Genomic DNA, 18,446 nt, shown 5'->3' on the forward strand with positions numbered 1-18,446 from the left:
GGAGACGAAACGGTACGATTCGGACGCGATACTACCGAGTAACGCGATCCGGACGCGATGGCGACGAACGAACGGAATCCGGACGCGATGACGACGGACCGACTCGACCCGACCCGGTCGGGATACCGACCGGATCGGTATCGGTATAGGGCGGCCACGCCACAGACCGACCATGAACGTCACGATCTTTCCCTCGAGCGTCGAGGGGACGGTTCGGGCACCGCCGTCGAAGAGCTACACCCACCGAGCGATCCTCGCCGCCGGCTACGCCGAGCGGGCGACCGTCGAGGACGGGCTGTGGAGTGCTGACACGCGGGCGACTGCCCGCGCCGTGGGACTATTCGGCGGCGCGGTGAGTCGACGCGACGACGGCACGCTCGAGATCGAGGGCTTCGACGGCGCGCCGGACGTTCCGGCGGACGTCATCGACTGTGAGAACAGCGGGACGACGATGCGACTCGTCACGGCGACGGCCGCCCTCGCCGACGGGACCTCGGTGCTCACCGGCGACGAGTCGCTTCGATCGCGTCCCCAGGGTCCGCTTCTCGAGGCGATCACCGATCTCGGCGCGAGCGCCGAGAGCACCCGCGGAAACGGCCGGGCACCGCTGGTCGTCACCGGCCCCCTCTCCGGAACTGCGGTGTCGATCCCCGGCGACGTCTCCTCGCAGTACGTGACGGCCCTGCTGATGGCGGGTGCTGTCACCGACGACGGAATCGAGATCAGCCTCGAGACGGAGCTCAAGTCTGCACCGTACGTCGAGATCACGATCGAACTGCTGTCGGCGTTCGGCGTCGACGTCCGCCGAACCGAGGACGGGTTCGCCGTCGACGGCGGCCAGCGGTACGACCCTGAGGGCGGCGAGTACGCCGTTCCCGGTGACTTCTCGTCGATCTCCTATCCCCTCGCGGCCGGCGCGATCGCGGGTGAGGAGGGCGTCCGAATCGAAGGTGCCCACCCGAGCGCACAGGGCGACAGCGCGATCGTCGAGATCGTCGACCGGATGGGTGCGAACGTCGACTGGGACCGCAAAGCGGGAACGATCGACGTCTCCGCCGACTCGCTCGAGGGCGTCGAGGTCTCCGTCGAGGATACGCCGGACCTGTTGCCGACGATCGCCTCCCTGGGTGCCGTCGCCGACGGCGACACCCGGATCGTCGACGCCGAGCACGTCCGCTACAAGGAGACCGATCGCGTGAGCGCGATGGCCGACGAACTCGGGAAACTCGGTGTCGAGACGACCGAAGAACACGACTCGCTGACGGTTCACGGACGCGAATCCGACCTCGTGGGTGCGAACGTCGACGGTCGTGGCGACCACCGGATCGTCATGGCCCTCGCGCTCGCGGGCCTGGTCGCCGACGGCGAGACGACGATCGCCGGGGCCGAACACGTCGACGTCTCATTTCCGGGCTTCTTCGACGCGCTCGAGGAACTGGGCGCGACGCTCGAGCGCCACGAGTAGGCGGCGGTCACCCGGCTGCAGGCGCGAAGACCGAGGGAGACGCGGGTCCGGGACGCGACCCGCCCGAAGCGAGCAAGCTCCTATTTAACTGTGGGGGCCGTATTGTCGGCCCGCCAGTCCATCGTGCGGGTACAGGGTGGAAGGGGCCGTTCATCCAACCATGCCACAGGACTTGACCAGACGACGACTCCTCGGCGGCCTCTCGGCCGCCGGCGTGGCAACGCTTGCTGGCTGTACCGGCTCGACGCCCTTCGTCGGGCGTCGCATCGAAGACTCGAAAGAGTTCGATCCGGACGGAGCCGAGACCATCGCGATCGTCGAATCCACCGGCGACGTCTCGGTCGCGGGCGACGATCGCGACACCGTGGCGATGGACGTGGTCAAGCAGGCCAGTTCGGTTCGAACCGATCTCGAGGCGCTCGAACTCACGCGAGAGCGGGTGGACGACGTCCTCGAGTTCAGATCGGAGTACCGATCGGAGACGGGCTGGTTCGAGAGCGAGCCGGCGATGAACCTGGACGTGGCCGTGCCCGAGGAGCTGGCCGTAGACCGGCTACGAACCAGCACGGGTCGAATCACGGCCCGGAACGTTCGGGGCGACCTCGCCGCCGAATCGAGCACCGGCACCGTCCGGATCGAGAGCGTCGACGGAACCGTCGCCGCGGAGACGAGCACCGGCTCCATCGAGATCCGCGACGTCGCGGCCGTCGGTTCGGCGTTCGCGAGCACGGGCAGCATCGACGCGGAGATTCCGGCCATCGACGGGGATACCGACGTGCGAACGAGCACCGGCGGCGTCGACGCCGCGCTCTCCCCGGATCTCGACGCGGAGCTCGAGGTCTCGACCTCCACCGGGTCGATCGACGTCGGCGACCTCGAGCTGGACGACGCCCACCGGGACGGCGACTTCCTGCGGGCGACGCTCGGGGATGGCGGCCCGCGACTCAGGGTCGAGACGAGCACGGGCAGCATCGCGCTCTCGACGCTGTAGCACCTGGCGTGAGGTGTAGGGGAACCGATCACGATCGATCGATTCATTTTGTAGACCGGCGATACGGAGGGCAGTCGGTACGGGGACGAACGGCCCGACCGCGACTCGTCGAACTCCAGCGAAGAGACGACGCGGCGGCAGGTTTCGTCGGAAGCCGTCTCGAAAAAGAGGATTCGTTGCGGGCCGTCTCGATCAAGCCTCGTCGAGCAACGCCACTGCAACGGCGGCCGACGCGCGACCCAGCAGGTTCGAAAGGTACAGCGTCGCGAGGGCGACGATCACGCCGACGCCGGCCGCTCCGAGCGCTCGCGGAAGCGTATCGATCGCGTACGGCTCGGAGATCCCGGTGAAAATCACGAGATCGCTCCCGTAGACGAACGGCGTCGCGAGCAGGCTCGTCGTAACCGAGACGGCGACCACGAGGACGACGAAGCCGACGATTCCCAGCAGGATCTTCCACAGGACGTAGACGCCCCCGAGCCACGTCCGCCGACCCAGCGCGAGTTCTTTCAGGAACGGGACGAGACCGTCGCCCGTCTCCGGGAGGGACGGCTTCACGTCGACGTCGAGGATCGCACGGGTGACGGTCCCGTCCAGCCACGCGAAGGCGACGATCGTCAACAGCGTGACGACCAGCGCGACCGGACCGAGAAGCGTCAGGCTCAGTCCCAGGGTGAGCGACACGCCGGTCGTAACCGCGACCAGGTAGGCGATCCCCAGCGGGAACGCGAGTAACACGTACGCCAGCGAACGATACGTCCAGGGATCGACGGGTGCGGCGAGCACCGATCGATCGCTTCCGCCGTCGGCTCGCGTACCGTCCGTGACGGTGCCAGTGGATGGGTTCGTCGTCATACGTGGTATCCGTCGACCCCGAACCCGGTAAAACGCGATCGCGAACTGGCGGCTCGGCCACCGTGCGAAACAGTTATTAGTCAGGTTCCTTCGAGCGAGTAGAGGATCGATACGAGCCCGGCGATGGTGACCCACAGCACGCCGAGCAGGCTGACCGCGTCGGACCACGAAAACAGCGGTGCGAGCCCGTAGCTGACGACGACGGGGCCGACCGCGATCAGCGCGATTCCGATCGAGAGGTAGAACATGACGGCGCTGTCGTTGCGCTGGTAGCCACGGTAGGCGTACCCGGCGACGACGACGCCCGCCACCGCCGTCAGGAGGGCCGTCACGAACAGTGCAACGGCGGGGTCAACGGCGACCATGGATCACCCCCAGGATGAGCAAGAGCCCGAGCAGCTGACTCGCGGCGACGATCGTCTCCTGCCACGCCGTCTCGATCGCCGGAACGTTCGACAGAACGAGCCGAAGCACCATCGGGACGGTCGTCAACAGGACCAGTCCGATCCCGAGCAAAAGCATGCCTCGACCGCCGCCCGTACGGTATCCTCGATACAGTCGAACCGCCAGGTAGATCGAGAGGACGGTCGCGAGGACGAGCGAGGCAAAGACCAGCGCGACGAGTTCCGGAGCGCCGCCGACCGTGCTGGTGAACCGGCCGATCGGTCCGGACTGTACCGCGGCTGCGACCTCCACACCGATCGTGGCTGGTTCTCCGCTCATTTGAATCCCTCGTAGAGCCGGGTAAAGCGGTCGGCGGCGGGTTCGCTGCGATCGATCTCGACGACGTACCCGTCGTCGCCCAGCCGGATCCGCACCTCCTGGAGCTGCGTGGCGTAGACCTTGTGGTGGTGGCCGTCCGGGTCGAGATGCTGGTGGTCCGTCAGGAGATCGGCTTCGGTGAGCCGCTCGACGCGTCGGTAGATCGTCGACGGGTCCGCCTCGCAGGCGTCGCTCAGCGCCTGAACCGACTTCGGTTCCTCGCGTGCGTGTACGAGGATCGTCTTGGCGTAGTCGTCGCCGAGGATGTCGACCACGTCGACGTCGTCCCCGTCGGCCATTGGTTCGTGATGTCGGCGAATCGGTAAAAGTGTGATCCCCTTGCGAATCGGTACCCATCGATGACAGAGCGTCGATCTGGATACGGAAAGACGAGGAAAACCGGCTCTTCGAGCGAAGTGGCCGTCAATTCGAGCTGTCGGATCGCCAACCCGAGCCGAACGTTTATCCCCTTCCGTCCGGCACTCTCTCACACGATGGGCGGCACCTCGAGCGAGTCAGTCACCGCGCTTGCCCACCGGGTCGGCGACGGTCTCCGGTGGTTCGCGGGCGTGGCGCTCCGGCGTCGAACCTACCTGAATCTCGCGTATCTGTTGCTCGCGTTCCCGCTCGGGATGGTCTACTTCGTCGGGCTAACCGTCGCTCTCTCGGTCGGGATCGGTCTCACCATCGTCCTGATCGGGATACCGATCCTGCTCCTCGCGTTCTTGCTCGCACAGCTCGGCGCGCAGTTCGAACGGTGGCTGACGTCGCAGCTCCTGCCCGTCGAGCTCGAGGCGCGACGCGAACTCGAGGGCGAGAGTCGCCGCGAACGGGCGACGGATCTGCTCCTCGATCGTTCGACCTGGACGGCGGTTCTCTACCTGCCGTCGGTCTTTCTCGTCGGCGTGTTCTCGTTCGTCGTCGCGACGACGGCGCTGTCGACCGCGTTCGCGATGCTCACGGTTCCCTTTTACTACGATCGGCCGGGGCTGTACGTCGGCGTCGTCTCCGAGCGCGCGCCCGAGTTCCACCAGACGATCTACCTCGCGTGGAACCAGCTGCTCGTCGGCTTCGAGGCCGTGCTCACGATCGGCTACTGGGAGATCACCACGCTGTCTCAGGCCCTCGTCGTCGCCCTCGGCGGCGTCGTGCTCGCGCTCGCGACGCTGCACGTGCTCAACGGGATCGCCGCCCTCTTCGCCCGGTGGGCCCGCGCGACGCTCGACGGCGGGTACGACGTCACCGCGCTGATCGAGACGTCCTGAACCGCGATCTCCCCCGAATTTCCCCTAACCGGGAGGGGCAAGTGCGGCGAGTCCGAGTCGCGTCTCCGACGATCTCGAGCGGGTGCGAAATGTTCTCGACGGAGCCCGAGACGGTCCGGCGTCCGTCAGGGTCGGTGCACCCGCGACCCGTCCGCGATTGCACCGGTCCGTCTGGAAGCAATCCCCGCGCGTCGACGTCGGTCCGTCGGCGCGGTCAGATTCGGTACGCCATCAGCACCTCGTCGACGTGGTCGCCGTCGATCGTGTAGTGATTCTTGCGAATTCCTTCGGTGTTCCAGCCGTGCGCCTCGAGAAACGACAGCGCCACGTCGTTGATCGCCGGAACGCTGTTGTACACCTTCCGGTAGCCGTTGGCCTCCGCCCACTCGAGTCCCCTGGTCAACAGGGTGCCCCCGATACCCCGTCCCCGGTAGTCGGGACGGACGCCGACGGTCAGCTGTGCGGTATCCTGCAGTTTCTCGACGTGAGGGAGATCGAGGTGCGTCCAGCCGATCACGGAGCCGTCGACCGTCGCGACGAAGAAGACGCGCGACTCGACGGTGTTGTGACGCGAGACCGAATCGTCGTACAGCAACTGCTCGGCGACGGTTTCGGCGACGACGTACGATTCCGTCGACGTCACGTCCCGGATCGTCTCGACGAGCCCCTCGAAGTCCGCATGTCGGGCGGGTCGGATCGTGACCGTCCCCTCGTCGGTCGCGTACTCCTCGATCGAGCCGACGTCGAGTGCGATCCGGAGCGTCCCGCCGTCTTCCTCGAGATACCCCTTCGTCTTCAGCTCCTCGAGCGTCTCTTCGAACTCCGCCGGGGAGACCGACGCGGCGTCTCGAACCCGGTGGCGAGCGGCCGTACCGTGGCGCTCGATGTACTGATAGATCTCCTTGTTCACCTCGCTGTCGAACGTCGGTCGCTCGGGAGCGCGCATGTCCGTCCTGAGAAACCGGGACGAGGGCAATAGGTCTTGTCGCTAGCTACCAACAGACACGGTTCGGTCGCCGTCGTCGAACGGGTAGCTCGAGGAGTCACCGAACGGGTAACTGGAAAATCGGACCGTTCTCCGGGCTAGTCGGACCGGGCGTCCTCGACGGCCTCGACGAACGACGCCGCGCTCTCTCGCACCCGGTCCATGTCGCCGTCGGCGATCGCCTCGTAATCGACGAGCGCGCTACCCGCGCCGACGGCGAGCGCCCCGGCGTCGAAGTAATCCGCGACGTTGTCGCGCGAGACGCCGCCGGTCGGGATGACGTCGACGTCGCCGAGGGGGCCCCGAAGTGCCCCGATGTGCGACGGGCCGACGGTCTTCGCGGGGAACATCTTGAGGACGTCCGCGCCGGCTTCCATGGCGGTGACCGCCTCGGTCGGGGTCACGACGCCCGGCGCGACGAAGACGCCGTGGCGGTTGCAGGTCCGGATCACGTCCACGTCGACGTGCGGCGAGACGACGAACGACGCGCCGGCGTCGATCACGGACTCGGCGGACGCGGCGTCGAGGACGGTCCCAGCGCCGACGACCGTCCCCGTCCCCGCGAGTTCGCGGTCGACGGCCGCGATCTTCTCCGCCGCGCGAACGTCGTCGGCCGTCACCTCGAGCGCGCCGACGCCGCCCTCGTGCATCGCTCGCGCGACGGGGACGATCGAGTCCTCGTCGATTCCGCGCAGGACAGCGAGGACGCCGCTTTCGACGATCCGGTCCTCGACCGCCCGTCTGTCGGTCATCGGACGCCCCCTTCCGTTTCCGTCTCCGTCGTGTTCCGGCGATCCCGTCGAACCGCGAGCGGGCGGCCCGCGGCCGGCCGTCGCGATGTGGCGTGTGCACGCGTCATCACCGGTCCGTTCGCCGCGCCCACGCAAGAAATTTACTCATTATCGAAAAATGACCCGCAGCCAACTCGAGCGCGCAATTCGAATTCGGCGTGTTCGACGTCGCGCCGCACAGATCGAACGACGAACATCGGGGGGTTTCGAGCTCGACGACGCAAATCGAAGATTCGCTGGCTCGACGACGTTTACGCCTCGTCGAACAGCTCCTCGCCGTCGATCATGTGTTCGGCGACGGCGTCCATGTCGAGGGTGACGCCGAGTCCCGGTTCTTCGGGGACTTCGATGTAGCCGTCCTCGATGACGTCCTCCTCGACGAGGTCCCCCCACCAGCCGAGTTCGTAGGAGTGGTACTCGACGGCAAGCGAGTTCGGGATCGCGGCACCGACGTGGGCGCTCGCCATCGTCGCCACCGGAGAGGAGACGTTGTGCATCGCCACCGGCATGTAGTACATGTCGGCTTTGTCCGCGATCTTCGCCGTCTCGCGCATGCCGCCGACCTTCGGCATGTCGGGTGCGATGATGTCGACGGCCTGCTCTTCGATGAGTCGGCGCTGGCCGTGCTTGCGATAGACGTTCTCGCCGGCCGCGATCGGCGTACTCGACGACTGGGTGACGGCCCGCTGCACGTCGTGGTTCTCCGGCGGGACCGGGTCCTCGAGCCACCAGACGTCGTACTCCTCGAGCGCCGCGGCGAGGCGTTTCGCGCTGCCGCCGGAGAACGTCCAGTGACAGTCGAAGGCGACGTCCGCGCGGGAGCCGACCGCCTCCGTGACGGCTTCGACGATGCTTACCTTGTGGGCGATCTCCGGCTCGCGGAGGTGGCGGTTCGCGCGATCCTTCTCGTGACCCGAGGGGACGTCGAGGTCGAACTTGAGGGCGTCGTAGCCGAGCTCCTCGACGACGCGTTCGGCCTCCTCGGCGCAGGCGATCGGGTTGGCTTCCTCCTCGGTGTGACAGTCGCAGTAGACGCGCACCTCGTCGCGGTACTTGCCCCCGAGCAGCTGGTAGGCGGGGAGGTCGAGGATCTTGCCCGCGAGGTCGTGGAGCGCGACCTCGATGCCGGAGATCGCCGTGACGGTGACGCCGCCGATGGAGCCCTCCCCGGACATCTTCTGGGTGAGGTGCTCGGTCAGCCGGTCGATGTCGAGCGGGTTTTCGCCCCGGAGGAAGGGACCCATCCGCTCGATGAGCTCGGGCGCGCCCGCGCCCCAGTAGGCCTCGCCGGTGCCGACGATTCCGGCGTCGGTGTAGACGCGGACGAGCGTCCACGGGAAGTTGCCGTCGACCATCGTCGTCTGGACGTCGGTGATCTCGACGTCCCGTCCGCCGCCGCGCTCTCGCGTGACGTTCATCGTCTCCGCCGAGAGATCCCGCATCGTGTACTCGGCGTTTGGATCGTGCAGTGTGGAGTAATCGACGCCCATGGCCTAGGTGGAGACACCGACGCTAGTAATAGTTGCCATCCCGCTCCCGTCGCGGGGGGTGTCGTGAATCGGCACCGGACCATCCACGGGCGCATCGTGGCTGCATCGGTACATCGGTACAACGCACCTCTCAGATTTTGTCGAACGCGACGGCCGTCTTCACGACGTCGTCGCCGGTCTCGAACGCCGCCTCGAAGTTCTCGAGGTCGTAGACGCCGGTGACGAGGTCGTCCAGGAACTCCTCGGGGAGCTGGGCGAGCGTGTCGACGGCGGACTCGAAGTGACCGCGGTGGGAGTTGACGGAGCCGACGAGCGCCTTGTTGTGAAGCACCAGCTCCCGGTGGAGCCGGCCGCCGTCGATCTCGAACTCCCAGGGCTCGGGGACGCCGAGCAGGACGCCGACGCCGTTGGGTGCGAGGGCGTCGATCGTCTCGAAGGCGTGTTTCGGGTAGCCGGTAGCCTCGTAGACCAGGTCGACCGGTTCGTGGACGTCGGCGAACTCGGAGACGGGAGTCTCCCGGGAGTCGACGTACGTCGCGCCGAGTCCGTCGATGAGATCGATCGTGGGATCGGGACGGTCGCGACGGCCGAGACAGTACGTCCGGTCGACGTCGTAGACGTCCGCGAACATCGCGAGCGTGAGCAGGCCCAGCGAGCCGTTTCCGAGGACGAGGGCCGACTCGAGACGCCAGTCGAACGCCGATCGGGCTGCGACGGCGTGTTCGACGGCCTTCTCGGTGACGCTGATCGGTTCGACGAGAAAGCCAAGCGGCGCGAGCGCGTCGGGGACGGGAACCAGATACTCCGCCGGACTGGTGACGTACTCCGCCATGAAGCCGTGTGCGCCGGCGATTCCCCGTTCGACGTACTCGCCCGCCGGAGCCATGTCGGGTTCCGCGCGATCGAAGAACTCGTTCGACGTCCCGTTCGGCGGTCGTCGCACCGTCGGAACCACGTACTGGCCCTCCACCAGATCGGTGTCGTTCGCGTCCTCGACGACGCCGACGGCCTCGTGACCGAGCACGAGCCGGTCGTCGCCGGGCGGTACGTCGCCGTGTGCGCCCGCGATGACTTCGTGGTCCGTTCCGTCGACGCCGACGCGCAGCGTGCGAACGAGCGCTTCGCCCGGCGTTGGCTCCGGTCGGGGGACGTCCACGAGAGCCGGTTCTCCGGTCCCCGGTTCGACGACGATCGCTTTCATACGCCGACTAGCGGCGCGGCGTACTAAAGATTTACCATATTTGTAGTAAATAACTGAACTTCTCGCTCACCGGCGTACCACCCGACGTTCCGAACGGCCGGTCCGGCGAGACGGGTGCGCCGTGACGACGATCGTCTAGGAACGCGAAAGAAAGTATCAAATACTAATGTCAATAACCTAATCGTATGGTCCCCGAACGCGACGTAACGCGCCGCGGCGTCCTCGCCCTCGCCGCGGCGACCTCGCTGTCAGGCTGTCTCGGCATCGCGACCAACGCGCTCGGCTCGATGGGGAACAACGTCCCCTCGAGCGTCCCCGCCGATTTGGCACACCCGGGCCTCGGCGTCGCCGACGGAAGCGAAACGATCGACTTCGTGGCCGACGCCGACCTGACGCTGGTGTACTTCTTTGCGACCTGGTGTGGTCCGTGCGAGCCCCAGCTCGAGTACCTCCACGAGGTTCGCGAGGAGTACGACCGTGAGACGCTGGCGATGCGGGCGGTGTCGCCGGAAGACGACGAGGAGCTCGTCGCCGACTACTGGGACGACAACGAGGTCGACTGGCCCGCCGCGATCGATCCCGACGCCGACGTCCACGCCGAGTTCGGAGTCAGCGTCTACCCCTCGCTCGTGCTCGTCGACCCCGATGGGAACGTCCGCTGGGATACGAGCGGCGTCGCCGACGCCGACGAGATCACCGCACGCGTCGACGAGGAACTCGAATCGGAGTGAGATGGTGCTTCCGGAACTACGCCTCTGGTTCGCGTTCACCGCCGGAGCGATGACGTTCTTCGCCCCCTGTGCGTACCCGATGCTGCCCGGCTACGTCGCCTACTACCTGGGAGACGACGTCGGTGCGACCAGACGCGGAACGCTCGGACAGGCGGCGACCGTGAGCCTCGTCGCCAGCCTCGGAATGTTCGCGGTGTACCTCGGACTGGTCGGCATCGCGGTCAGCGTCGGCGCGCACTACCTCGAGCGGCTGGTGTTGCTGGGTGCCGGCGTCGGTCTCGCCCTGATCGTCCTCGGCATCGCCACGTTCGGCGGCGTCGCGAAGGGGCGGACGTTCACGATCGCGCTGCCGGAGCGCGAGCGGAGCTACCGCGGCTACTTCGGCTTCGGCGTCGCTTACGCCGTTGCCTCCACCGGCTGTACCGCCCCGCTGTTCGTCGCCGTCGTGCTCTCGAGTCTGACGGTCGGAGCCGCGGCGGCGCTGGTAACGGTGGCCACCTACGCCGGCGGGATGGCTGCGATGCTCGTCGTCGTGACGCTCGTGACGGCCGTCGGCCGCGACTCGATCCTCCGGCGCGTCGTGCCCCGCGGACCGCTGCTCCAGCGCGCAGCCGGCGCGTTGCTGGTCGTCGCCGGGGTCGCCCAACTGTACCTCTTTCTGTTCCCGTACGGCGGACTCGGACAGCTCGGGATCGGCTGATCCATGCGTCGAGTCGTCGCGGCGTCCACCGGGCGAACGAGTCGATCGGCGACGAACCTGCAGGGCTAAGTGTCCACGTCCCAGATGGAGGGATAATGAACGGGAATCGGTTCGGTCGCCTGTTCCAGGTGACCACGTTCGGCGAGAGTCACGGGAAGGCGATGGGTTGTACCGTCTCCGGCTGTCCGGCCGGCCTCGAGCTCTCGGAATCGGACGTACAGAAGGACCTGGACCGGCGAAAACCGGGCCAGTCGATGATCACGACCAGCCGCGGCGAACCCGACGACGTGACGATCAACTCCGGCGTCCAGGACGGCTACACGACCGGGACGCCGATCGGGATGGTCATCCAGAACAAAGACGCCCGGTCCGGCAAGTACGAGCCGTTCATCACCGCGCCGCGTCCCAGTCACGGCGACTTCACGTACTCCGCGAAGTTCGGGACGCGAAACTGGGGCGGCGGCGGCCGGTCGTCGGCCCGGGAAACCGTCAACTGGGTCGCCGCGGGCGCGATCGCGAAGAAGCTGCTCGCGCTCGAGGGAATCGAGCTCAAAGCCCACGTCAACCAGATCGGCGACGTGTCGGCCCCCGACGTGAGCTTCGAGGAGATGCTCGAGCACTCCGAGGAGAACGACGTCCGCTGTGCCCACCCCGAGACCGCGGCCGAGATGCAGGAGTTGATCGAACGCTACCAGGACGAGGGGGACTCGATCGGCGGCAGCGTCTACTTCCAGGCGCGGGGCGTACCGGCCGGACTCGGCGCGCCGCGGTTCGACTCGCTGTCGGCGCGACTCGGCCAGGCGATGATGGCGATTCCGGCCGCGACGGCCTTCGAGTTCGGGCTCGGCCGCGAGGCCCGCGAGTGGACCGGCAAGGATCGAAACGACGACTGGGAGTTCGGCGAGGACGACGACCCGACGCCGGTCGAGAACGACCACGGCGGCATCCAGGGCGGCATCTCGAGCGGCGAGCCGATCTACGGCGAAGTGACCCTACACGCGCCGACGTCGATCCCCAAAGAACAGCAGACCGTCGACTGGGAGACCGGCGAGGTCGTCGACGACGCGCAGGTAATCGGCCGTCACGACCCGGTGTTGCCGCCGCGTGGCGTTCCCGTCGTCGAGGCGATGCTCGCGCTGACGCTCGTCGACTTCATGCTTCTTTCGGGTCGGATCAACCCGGATCGGGTCGACGGCGAGCCGGGACGCTACGATACCGAATACCACCCGAGTAACCCCAGAAACGAGTAGCCGTCGACGAACTCGCCGTTCGCGCACGCCGATCGTCACAGACGCAGTTCCCTGGTCTCGACGGCGTGACAGGACGAACAGACGAACTGGTAGCGAACCCGACTCCCCGACGTCGTGACGCGCCAGCCGCTGTCGGAATCTCGGAATCCGCACCGGCGACACTCGAGTTCGGAGCTGTCGAACTTCTCTCGGAGCTGCTCGAACGGTGAGCTGTGCGGCGACATATATCATTATAGATCGTGGCAGTTAATAACGTTCAGGGGTACGTGCCGGTCGGCTGATACGGATCCCGTCCGTCAGTTCCGGAGGGGCCGCAGACGGTTCGCGATTACACGGTAATTCGTTGCGCCAGACCGTCTGACAGCAGCCCGGACGAGCCGTCGTCGGGACGCAATGGTTCTTTGACCGTCCCGACGAACGAACGGATATGAACGACGTCGGAGAAAGCGGACACGGCTACCCGAACGGTGGCGGATCCGCAGCGGCGACACTCGAGAACGTCGTCGACCCGGTCGTCGGCGTCGACGACGGGACGGTCACGTACGCCAACGAGGCGGCGAGGGACGCCTTCGATCTCGCGGGAGAGCGTCCGTGGGAGACGGAACCGATCGAGGGCTGGGAGCGACTCGAGCCTGCGGTCGACGAGACGACGGTGGGGACGGCGAGACGGGTCGACCTGGGCGACGAGTGGAGTGCGCGAGTTCACCGCGGTCCCGACGGGGCGACGATCACGTTCGAAGCGCGAGCGCACGAGTCGCCGTCGGTCGACGACCGCGCGGTAAAAGAGCGCGCGATCAACGAGGCACCGGTCGGGATCGCGATCACGGATCCGGATCGCGAGGACAACCCGCTCGTCTACGTCAACGACGCTTTCCGACGGGTCACGGGATACGAGTACGACGACGTCGTCGGCCGGAACTGTCGGTTCCTGCAGGGTGAAGAGTCGAACGAGGACGCGATCGCCGAGATGAGGGCCGCCGTCGACGAGGAACGGCCCGTCACCGTCGAGGTGACGAACTACCGCAAGGACGGGACCCCGTTCTGGAACGAGGTGACGATCGCGCCGGTTCGAAACGAACGCGGCGAGGTCACGAACTACGTCGGCTTTCAGAACGACGTGACGGCCCGAAAGGAGGCCGAACTGGCGCTCGAGCGTCGAACCGACGAACTGGAGTACATCCTCGAGCGGGTCGAAGGGCTCGTCCAGGACGTCACGACGGCCGTCACCGGATCGACCAGCCGAGGCGAACTCGAAGACGCGGTCTGTGAGCGCGTCGTCGAGGAACCGACGTACGAGGCCGTCTGGATCGGCGAACGCAACCCCGCCACGGGGCAGGTCGCGGTTCGGACCGCCGCGGGTAGCGCGGTCGCCACCGATTCGGCCCCCATCTCGGCGGACGGCCACCCGGCGACCGAGGCGCTCGCGAACGGTTCGGTCGTCGTCGAACCCGTCGACGGTCGAACCAACGCGGCGTTTCCGCTCTCGTTCAACGGGGTGGAGTACGGCGTGATGACGGTCGAACTCGACGACGATCGGTCGGTCGACGACCGCGAAGAGGTCATCCTCTCGTCGCTCGCGCGCGCAGTCGCGAGCGGGATCAACGCCCGCGAGACGAGCAAAGTGCTCGAGACCGACGCCGTCGTCGCCGTCGAGATCGAACTCTCCGATCGGACGGTCGCGCCCGTCGCGCTCTCGTTCGAGGCGGACTGTCGACTCGAATACCGCCGCTCCGTCCACCGGACCGGCGACGAAACGGCGTCGCTGTACAGCGTCGTCGGGACGGACGCCGAGTCCCTCGAAGCGGCGGCCGACCGACTGGACGGCGTCGACTGTCGCGTCGTCGTCGAACGCGAGGAGTCCTGTCTGATCGAACTGCTCGGCGACGAGGACCCCGTCTCCTGGTTCGCCGACCGCGGCGTTCGCGTTCGAACCGTCGAAAGCGACCGCGGAACGGCCCGGATAACGCTCGAAATCCCGCGATCGGCGAACGTTCGATCGATCGTCGAAGCGCTCGAGAATCGATACGACCGCACCGACGTCATCTCGTTTCGCCAGCACGACCGGAACGAGCGAACGCAACAGGAGTTCGCAGCCCGACTCGAGGCGGAACTCACCGACCGCCAGTTCGCCGTCTTACAGCGAGCCTACCTCGGCGGCTACTTCAAGTGGCCCCGTCCAGCCACGGGCGAGGAACTCGCCCAGTCGCTCGACGTCTCGCGTCCGACCTTTCACGAACACCTGCGAGCCGCGGAGGCGAAGCTGTGCCGGGCGTTCTTCGACGACGAGTGAGACGATCCGTCGTGGCGACGTACCGGCAATCGTGGGACGGTCGCGGTTCACCGGTACCTGCGTCCGGCGGTCCGTCTGCGTCGCCCGCGAGAGGAAAGCCGAGTGACACGTAGCCCGTGATTATGGCCACGAACTGCGTACGACGGTCGCAGGCGTTTATGTGATCCGTCGTGGTAGCCGCCGGTATGTTCGAGTTCACGACTCCGATCCAGATCGGCGGCGGCGGATTCCTGTACTGGGCGATCGTCTTTTTCGTGCTCGCGATCATCGCCGCCGCCGTCGGCGCACGCGGCGTCGCCGGGATTTCGATGGAGATCGCGCGGATCTTCGTGTTGATCTTCATCGTTCTCGCGATCGTGGCGTTGTTACTGTAGCGGCCGCCCCGTCGTCCGCAAATCGACGCTGCCGACCGGACGCGATCGGTGGCGGCTCCGGTCGTCGCCCGGTAGCTGGACTTGCAGCTCGAGGTCGATCGCCGTTCGCGACCGTAACGTCGGCGGTTCGTCCCACCGCGTCGAACGAACAACTGAGTCCTCGACGGTAATTTTCACCGACCCACAATCGACATCGCCCGGCCGCGATCGAGAGACGACGATTCGACGAGCGCTCGAGACTGCCGAGCGTGACGGAACCACATCCGGTTACGTCTGATTGGGAACGCCTAACACGATGGACGTACAATCCAACGGTAGCGGATTACCATGACAGAACTCGGCGGATTTCAAGACAGGGTCGCTCGCATCGACCTCTCCGAGGAGTCGGTCGCCTTCGAGCCGATCGACGACGAGGACGCCCGCAAGTACATCGGTGCGCGCGGCCTCGGGGTAAAGTACGTGTTCGAACAGGGTGCAGACGTCGATCCGCTGGGCCCGGACAACCTGCTCGCGTTCGTGAACGGGCCGCTGTCGGGCACGCAAGTCACCATGAGCGGGCGGATCGCGGTCTGTACTAAATCGCCGCTGACCGGAACCGTCACCGACAGTCACCACGGCGGCTGGTCGGGCGCCCGCCTGAAGTGGGCCGGCTTCGACGGACTGCTGTTCGAGGGGGAAGCCGACGAGCCGGTCTACGCCTACGTCGAGGACGGCGAGGTCGAACTCCGCGACGCCTCGCATCTGTGGGGTTCGGGCGTCCACGAGACTCGCGATCGGCTCGAACAGGAGGTAGACGGTTCCTACGGCAAGAACCTCTCGCTGATGGCGATCGGTCCCGGCGGCGAGAACGGGGTCAAGTACGCCTGCATCGTCAACGAGGACGACCGCGCCTCGGGTCGTGGCGGTACGGGCTGTGTCATGGGGTCGAAGAACCTCAAGGCCATCGTCGTCAAATCGAACACGAAGATGCCACAGCCTGCGGACCAGGAGACGTTCAAAGAAGGTCACCAGCAGGCGATGCGAGCGATTCAGGAGTCCGACGTCACCGCACCCAACGAGGGCGGGCTCTCGCAGTTCGGCACCAACGTCCTGATGAACATCACCGAGGAGATGGACGGGTTGCCGACGCGCAACGCGAAGTACACCTCGACCCGGAGCATGCGCGAGGCGGAGGGCGCGGACGTCGACTCCGAGCGCGTCTCCGGTGAGAACGTCCGCGAGAACATCCTCGTCGACGAGCCGACCTGTCACTCCTGTCCGGTCGCCTGCAAGAAGGAAGTCGAGGTCCAGACGATGCACAAGGGCGAGGAGATGAACGTTCGGACGGAGTCCTACGAGTACGAGTCGGCGTTCGCACTCGGACCGAACTCCGGCCACACCGACCGCGACGACGTCGCGCTCATGATCGACCGCTGTAACGACATGGGCGTCGACACCATCGAGGTCGGCAACATGATGGCGATGGCGATGGAGATGACCGAGGAGGGCAAACTCGAGGGCGTCGGGGAACTCGACTGGGGCGACTCGGAGACGATGGTCGAGATGATCGAACGCATCGCCCGCCGCGAGGACGACCTCGCGGACCTGCTGGCCGAGGGCGCACGCCGCGTCGCCGAGCGCCGGGACGCCGAGGAGAACTCGCTGGCGGTGAAAGGCCAGACGATCCCCGCGTACGATCCGCGCTGTATGAAGGGGATGGGCATCGGCTACGCCACCTCGAACCGCGGCGCGTGCCACCTGCGCGGATACACGCCGGCCGCCGAAATTCTCGGCATTCCCGAGAAGGTCGACCCCTACGAGTGGGAGGGCAAGGGCGAACTGACCGCGGCCTTCCAGGACCTCCACGCCATCTCCGACAGCTTCGACATCTGCAAGTTCAACGCCTTCGCCGAGGGGATCGAGGAGTACGTCCTGCAGTACAACGGCATGACCGGCCTGGACGTGACCGAAGACGACCTGCTCGAGGCGGGCGAGCGCATCTACAACTTAGAGCGGTACTACAACAACCTCGCCGGCTTCGACGGCGACGACGACTCGCTGCCCGAGCGCTTCCTCGAAGACGGCATCCCCGGCCAGGGAGCCAGTGAGGGCGAGTACTGCGAACTCGAGGAGATGAAAGAGGAGTACTACGACCACCGCGGCTGGGTCGACGGCGTCGTCCCCGAGGAGAAACTCGAGGAACTCGAGATCGAGGTCGGCCCCGGTACCGGCATCAGCAGCGACGGCGGCGCGGCGGCCCCGGGAGACGACTGATACTCAGTCGTCGCCGATTCGATCGCGAACGGTTTACGATCCCGTCGGGACACGGTAACAGCGTTCCGTGCGAGTCGACGAGCCCCGCCGTTGTGGGGCGAACAAGCGCAAAACCCCACTTAGGGCGTGGGAATATCAACTCGAGAACCGTCCACCGCGTTTCGCTCGAGCGACGTACCGATCACCAGCGATCGAAGAGCGCGTCCGGTCGGCCTCGCACGGATTACTGTCCCGATGTCCCGGTGCACCCGCCGCCCGTGTCGCGGGTGGGCCGGAACTGACGGACAGTAAACCGTATCGGGGGCGGTTTCGACGGACATATGCGGTCGCCGTTCGTCGTTTCGCTACCGTGATGGCCACGACCCACGTTCTCTCGGGACTCGTACTCGCGGCCGCCGTGGCGACCGTCGAACCGGCGTTCGCGGGCGTCGCAGCGGTCGCCGCGATCGGCGGCGGCCTCGTTCCGGATCTCGACGTGATCGCGTCCCACCGGAAGACGCTTCACTTTCCCGTCTACTACTCGGCGCTTGCCGTTCCGGCGACGCTGTTCGCGCTCGTCGCACCGTCGGTCGCGACCGTCGGCCTCGCCGTCTTCGTCTGTACCGCCGCGCTCCACGCCGTCGCCGACTGGTTCGGGGGCGGCCTCGAGTTGAAGCCCTGGCAGGGCGAGTCGAACCGGGCGGTCTACAGCCACTACCACGGCCGCTGGCTCGAGCCTCGTCCGCTGATCGGTTACGACGGATCGCCGGGCGATCTCGCGCTCGCGGCGGTGCTCTCGGTCCCCGTCCTGTTCGTCTTCGACGGCGCGATCCGCACGGTCGTCGTCGCGCTGCTCGTCGTCTCGATCGGGTACGCGACGCTTCGAAAGCCGGTCGCAACGGTCCTCGAACGGATCGCCGAAGGCGGCGCGAAGTTCGTCGGCGGCCGGCCACCGGCCGGCCGCACTTCGGACGCGAGCGACGACCGCGAGCAACGCAGCGGCGGCGGACGGTAACGCTCGCGCCATCGTACGGATCGCTGTCACCGTGTGCCGGCGTACTCGC

At 66.7% G+C, this 18,446-nt stretch carries 19 protein-coding genes; 10 read left to right on the forward strand and 9 right to left on the reverse strand.

Features of this window, described 5'->3' with window-relative positions:
• Positions 1–172: 172 nt before the first annotated feature.
• Positions 173–1,465, forward strand: coding sequence for a 3-phosphoshikimate 1-carboxyvinyltransferase (gene aroA, locus EA472_RS16745; RefSeq protein WP_124192661.1), 1,293 nt, complete (start codon positions 173–175; stop codon positions 1,463–1,465).
• Positions 1,466–1,625: 160 nt separating this feature from the next.
• Positions 1,626–2,456: a DUF4097 family beta strand repeat-containing protein gene (locus EA472_RS16750; protein ID WP_124192662.1), complete on the forward strand. Its 831-nt coding sequence runs from the start codon at positions 1,626–1,628 to the stop codon at positions 2,454–2,456.
• A gap of 192 nt (positions 2,457–2,648) precedes the next feature.
• On the opposite strand, the gene EA472_RS16755 is transcribed toward EA472_RS16750, so the two are convergent.
• The 4 genes from EA472_RS16755 to EA472_RS16770 form a co-directional block, all read right to left on the reverse strand.
• On the reverse strand, positions 2,649–3,311 hold the full coding sequence (locus EA472_RS16755) for a sensor domain-containing protein (protein WP_124192663.1): 663 nt from the start codon (positions 3,309–3,311) through the stop codon (positions 2,649–2,651).
• A gap of 80 nt (positions 3,312–3,391) precedes the next feature.
• Positions 3,392–3,676, reverse strand: coding sequence for a DUF7521 family protein (locus EA472_RS16760; RefSeq protein ID WP_124192664.1), 285 nt, complete (start codon positions 3,674–3,676; stop codon positions 3,392–3,394).
• A complete protein-coding gene (locus tag EA472_RS16765) occupies positions 3,663–4,034 on the reverse strand; it encodes a hypothetical protein (RefSeq protein ID WP_243637881.1) in 372 nt (123 codons plus the stop codon). The genes EA472_RS16760 and EA472_RS16765 overlap by 14 nt, the downstream gene beginning before the upstream one ends.
• Positions 4,031–4,372, reverse strand: coding sequence for a helix-turn-helix domain-containing protein (locus EA472_RS16770; RefSeq protein ID WP_124192665.1), 342 nt, complete (start codon positions 4,370–4,372; stop codon positions 4,031–4,033). Before EA472_RS16770 ends, EA472_RS16765 begins: the two co-directional genes overlap by 4 nt.
• 195 nt (positions 4,373–4,567) lie before the next feature.
• On the opposite strand from EA472_RS16770, the gene EA472_RS16775 reads away from it, so the two are divergent.
• A complete protein-coding gene (locus EA472_RS16775; protein WP_124192666.1) occupies positions 4,568–5,338 on the forward strand; it encodes a sensor domain-containing protein in 771 nt (256 codons plus the stop codon).
• Positions 5,339–5,552: 214 nt separating this feature from the next.
• On the opposite strand, the gene EA472_RS16780 is transcribed toward EA472_RS16775, so the two are convergent.
• The 4 genes from EA472_RS16780 to EA472_RS16795 all read right to left on the reverse strand — a co-directional run bounded on the left by EA472_RS16780 (position 5,553) and on the right by EA472_RS16795 (position 9,805).
• The gene (locus tag EA472_RS16780) at positions 5,553–6,284 is read right to left on the reverse strand and encodes a GNAT family N-acetyltransferase (protein ID WP_124192667.1); all 732 of its coding nucleotides are present in this window, start codon (positions 6,282–6,284) and stop codon (positions 5,553–5,555) included.
• 137 nt (positions 6,285–6,421) lie between these two features.
• Positions 6,422–7,075, reverse strand: a complete 654-nt coding sequence (locus tag EA472_RS16785) for a bifunctional 4-hydroxy-2-oxoglutarate aldolase/2-dehydro-3-deoxy-phosphogluconate aldolase (protein WP_124192668.1) — start codon at positions 7,073–7,075, stop codon at positions 6,422–6,424.
• Positions 7,076–7,365: 290 nt separating this feature from the next.
• The gene (locus EA472_RS16790; protein ID WP_124192669.1) at positions 7,366–8,604 is read right to left on the reverse strand and encodes a mandelate racemase/muconate lactonizing enzyme family protein; all 1,239 of its coding nucleotides are present in this window, start codon (positions 8,602–8,604) and stop codon (positions 7,366–7,368) included.
• Positions 8,605–8,734: 130 nt separating this feature from the next.
• Positions 8,735–9,805 (reverse strand): glucose 1-dehydrogenase, encoded by a 1,071-nt coding sequence (locus EA472_RS16795; RefSeq protein WP_124192670.1) that lies wholly within the window; start codon positions 9,803–9,805, stop codon positions 8,735–8,737.
• A gap of 185 nt (positions 9,806–9,990) precedes the next feature.
• Between EA472_RS16795 and EA472_RS16800 the strand changes: the two genes are divergently transcribed.
• The 3 genes from EA472_RS16800 to aroC all read left to right on the forward strand — a co-directional run bounded on the left by EA472_RS16800 (position 9,991) and on the right by aroC (position 12,486).
• Complete coding sequence (locus EA472_RS16800; RefSeq protein ID WP_124192671.1) at positions 9,991–10,536, forward strand: TlpA family protein disulfide reductase; 546 nt, start codon at positions 9,991–9,993, stop codon at positions 10,534–10,536.
• Between the two features lies 1 nt (position 10,537).
• Positions 10,538–11,236, forward strand: a complete 699-nt coding sequence (locus EA472_RS16805) for a cytochrome c biogenesis CcdA family protein (RefSeq protein ID WP_124192672.1) — start codon at positions 10,538–10,540, stop codon at positions 11,234–11,236.
• A 95-nt stretch (positions 11,237–11,331) separates the two neighbouring features.
• A complete protein-coding gene (gene aroC, locus EA472_RS16810) occupies positions 11,332–12,486 on the forward strand; it encodes a chorismate synthase (RefSeq protein WP_124192673.1) in 1,155 nt (384 codons plus the stop codon).
• Positions 12,487–12,521: 35 nt separating this feature from the next.
• Here the strand turns inward: aroC and EA472_RS16815 are convergent, their stop codons facing one another.
• Positions 12,522–12,710 (reverse strand): HVO_0649 family zinc finger protein, encoded by a 189-nt coding sequence (locus EA472_RS16815; RefSeq protein ID WP_124192674.1) that lies wholly within the window; start codon positions 12,708–12,710, stop codon positions 12,522–12,524.
• A 203-nt stretch (positions 12,711–12,913) separates the two neighbouring features.
• Here EA472_RS16815 and EA472_RS16820 point away from each other — a divergent pair, with 203 nt between their 5' ends.
• The 4 genes from EA472_RS16820 (at position 12,914) to EA472_RS16835 (ending at position 18,397) form a co-directional block, all read left to right on the forward strand.
• Entirely contained in the window at positions 12,914–14,776 is a 1,863-nt protein-coding gene (locus EA472_RS16820; protein ID WP_124192675.1) for a bacterio-opsin activator domain-containing protein, read from the forward strand.
• A 185-nt stretch (positions 14,777–14,961) separates the two neighbouring features.
• Positions 14,962–15,150 (forward strand): DUF1328 family protein, encoded by a 189-nt coding sequence (locus EA472_RS16825; protein WP_124192676.1) that lies wholly within the window; start codon positions 14,962–14,964, stop codon positions 15,148–15,150.
• Between the two features lie 327 nt (positions 15,151–15,477).
• Positions 15,478–17,403 (forward strand): aldehyde ferredoxin oxidoreductase family protein, encoded by a 1,926-nt coding sequence (locus tag EA472_RS16830; RefSeq protein WP_124192677.1) that lies wholly within the window; start codon positions 15,478–15,480, stop codon positions 17,401–17,403.
• A 349-nt stretch (positions 17,404–17,752) separates the two neighbouring features.
• Positions 17,753–18,397: a metal-dependent hydrolase gene (locus tag EA472_RS16835; protein ID WP_243637882.1), complete on the forward strand. Its 645-nt coding sequence runs from the start codon at positions 17,753–17,755 to the stop codon at positions 18,395–18,397.
• The last annotated feature ends 49 nt before the right edge of the window (positions 18,398–18,446 follow it).

The organism is Natrarchaeobius oligotrophus (genome assembly GCF_003841465.1).
Classification (GTDB): Archaea; Halobacteriota; Halobacteria; order Halobacteriales; family Natrialbaceae; genus Natrarchaeobius; species Natrarchaeobius oligotrophus.